Raw genomic sequence first — 2,951 nt, forward strand, 5'->3', positions numbered from 1 at the left:
CCTGCCCATCGCGGGAGCCAGCCGGCGGCGAAGACGGCCGCGCCGAGGCTGAGCAGGACGATCGGGAACACGTTCCAGGCGCCGCGCAGGGCCGGGCCTGCGGCGAAATCGCCGCCCATGATGGTGACGCCGGCCGAGGTGGCCAGGGCCGTACCGGTGATCAGGACCGCGGCGGCGGCGGCGACGACGGTGCTCTCGGCGCCGATCAGGCGGGTACGGCTGACCGGGGCGCTGGCCAGCAAGGTCAGCCGCCGGTCGGTTTCGGCGTCGATGAAGCCGCCGATCCGGACCGCGGTGAAAGCACCGGCGGGCAGGGCGAGGATGGCGAACAGGGTCGCGGTGAACCCGCTGATGCTGCCCAGCGAGTTGAAGCCGGCCTGGGCGGCTTGACCGGCGAGTGCCGGGTTGTCGCGCAGGAAGTCGGTTACCGACACGGCCGTCAGCCCGATCAGCAGGTAGTAGGCGCCGACCCCGATCATCCAGCCGGCCAGCGGACGCAGCACCCGGCGTGCCGCGAAGGTTTCCACGCTGCCCAGCAGGTGCAGCCGCGGGCGGCGGCCGGCCGCGGCCGGGAGTAGGCCGCCTTGGATGTCGCGGTGGCCGGCGGCGGTCAGTGCCGCCGCTGCGACGAGCACGACGGCGACGGCCAGAAGCAGTAGCGGCCAGGCGCGGTCCTCGACGTAGGGGCCGCTGCGGGCGAGCACACCGAACGGTGACAGCCAGTGCAACCAGCCCAGCGCGGTGACACCGTCGCCGATCATGCGGGCCAGCAGGCCGAGGCCGAGCACCGCGACCGCCGCGCCGGTCGCGGGCGACCGGGTGGGAAAGATCTGGGCGGTGCATGCGGCCACCGCGACGAAGAACATGCCGAGCAGCCCGGTGCCGGCGCCGTGCACCCACGCGCCGGGCGGTGGGGTGCCTGCCAGCAGCAGCACACTGGTGATGCCGATCCCGGTGGCGGCGGGGACCGTCAGCACGGCAGCGAGGTGGCGGATCATTGCGTTGCGCACCGGTGTGCGGCCGGCCAGCAGCAGGTCCCATCGGCCGGCGTCTTCCTCACCGCGGGTGATCCGGGTGGTGGCGAGGATCGACCAGACGGCCAGCACCACGGCGGTGACCGTGCCGACCCGCCAGACCGTGAAACCTCCCGCGGTGTCGAGGCCGGCCGGGGTGCCGAACAACATCCGGATGGCCGGGTTCGCGGCGAGCGCCTGCAGGCTGCCGGCCGCGGCCGGGTCGGACATCACCTGCTGATAGGTGGCGGCGACCATCGCGGTCATCCCGGCGGCGAGGCCGGTGACGATGAGGCCCCCGCGGCGGATCTGCCGGATCGCCAGCCAGGTCACGGCCCGGCCCGGCGCGGGATGGACCGCGAGGCTGACGGTGGTGGAGCCGGGAAGGGTTTCCAGGTTCATCAGGACACCTGCGCCCCGTAGTAGTCGAGGAAGATCTCCTCCAGGCTCGGTTCCCGTACGGCGAGGGCGGTGACATTCGCCGCGGCCAGCGCCTGCAACGCCGGTGCCGGCGCACCGGTCAGGGTGAACCGCAACCGACCTTCGCCGGAGCTCTGCACGGCCTCGACCCCGGCGACCGCCTGCAGGTCGGGAGCCGCACCGGTGTAGGAGATCGTCACCTCCGACCGGTGCAAACCCCGCAGCGAGCCGATCGTGGCGACCTCGACGAGACGGCCGGCACGCAGGATACCGACCCGGTCGCAGACGGCTTCGACCTCGGCGAGCTGATGCGAGCTCAGGAACACCGTCTGCCCACGGTCGCGGGCCTGCCGGACCGCGGTACGGAACTCGCGTTCCATCAACGGGTCGAGACCGCTGGTCGGCTCGTCGAGCACCAGCAGCGGGGCCCGAGTCGCGAACGCGGCAATCAGAGCGACCTTCTGCCGGTTGCCCGTCGAATACGTACGGGCCGGCTTCGACACATCCAGCTCGAACCGCTCGACGAGCTCGTCCCGATAGCCCTGGTCGATGCCCGGTCCGGTGCGGGCCTGCAGGTGCAGGACCTCGGCGCCGGTCAGCTGCGGCCACAACGCCACATCGGCGGGCACATAGGCCAGGAACCGGTGGGCTCGGGCGACATCGGCGGCGTCGACGCCGAAGATCTCGGCCCGCCCGGCGGTCGGCCGGGCCAGGCCGAGCAGCAGCCGGACGGTGGTGGACTTGCCGGCGCCGTTGGGGCCGAGGAACCCGAACACCTCACCCGGGTCAACGTCCAGATTCAGCGTGTCGAGCGCGGTGAGACGGCCGTACCGTTTCGTGAGATCGACGGCGCGCAGTGCGGGATCGGTCATCGCAGGAAGCCTTTCGGTCGACGTGGATCATTGACCGCCGACCAGACTTCCCGGCACACCTGTCGCTCACCGTACTCCCCGCACGCACCCGGCGGGAAGCCTCAGCTGCGCCCGGCGGCGTCCTGTTCATAGACGTCGGGCACCCCGTCGGCGTCCGTGTCGAGTTCCTCAGCCGCACGCACCTGCCGGTAGTGCCGGTTGCGGACACGCAGAATCACGGCGGCCAGCAGCGCGGCGATCAACGACCCGGCCAGGATCCCGATCCGGGCATGCTCGTCCTTCTCACTTCCGGCACCGAACGCGAGTTCCCCGATCAGCAGCGACACGGTGAACCCGATCCCGGCCAGCAGCGCCAGCCCCAGCACGTCCCACCAGCTGACCCCGTCACCCAGCGAGGCGCGCGTGACCCGCTGCACCAGCCACGTCGCTCCCAGCACCCCGGCGCACTTGCCGAGCACCAGGCCCGCGACGATCCCGATGGTCACCGGATCGCGCAGCGTGGCGCCCAGCCCGCCGGCCCCGGCGATCGACACCCCGGCGGCGAAGAAGGCGAATACCGGCACCGCCACCCCCGCCGACAGCGGCCGCCACCGGTGCTCGAAATGCTCCGCCAGACCAGGTCCCGGCCCCTCGGACCGGCGCAGCA

The 2,951-nt window shown here is 72.3% G+C and carries 3 protein-coding genes; all 3 read right to left on the reverse strand.

The features are described from left to right. Window positions 1-1,415: efflux permease Rv1217c-related protein (locus Ari01nite_RS49275; protein ID WP_203791661.1), on the reverse strand; the 1,415-nt coding region annotated here is incomplete at its 3' end. Further along, the gene (locus Ari01nite_RS49280) at window positions 1,415-2,305 is read right to left on the reverse strand and encodes an ABC transporter ATP-binding protein (protein WP_203791662.1); all 891 of its coding nucleotides are present in this window, start codon (window positions 2,303-2,305) and stop codon (window positions 1,415-1,417) included. The genes Ari01nite_RS49280 and Ari01nite_RS49275, both read right to left, overlap by 1 nt. Window positions 2,306-2,406: 101 nt before the next feature. Then, window positions 2,407-2,951: Na+/H+ antiporter NhaA (locus Ari01nite_RS49285; protein WP_203791663.1), on the reverse strand; the 545-nt coding region annotated here is incomplete at its 5' end.

The sequence above is a fragment of the Paractinoplanes rishiriensis genome (assembly GCF_016862375.1).
GTDB classification, from domain to species: Bacteria; Actinomycetota; Actinomycetes; order Mycobacteriales; family Micromonosporaceae; genus Actinoplanes; species Actinoplanes rishiriensis.

Bases quoted from the DNA above. Each gene is read 5' to 3' on its own strand.
- Ari01nite_RS49280 (WP_203791662.1), bottom strand. From the start codon at position 2,305: ATGACCGATCCCGCACTGCGCGCCGTCGATCTCACGAAACGGTACGGC.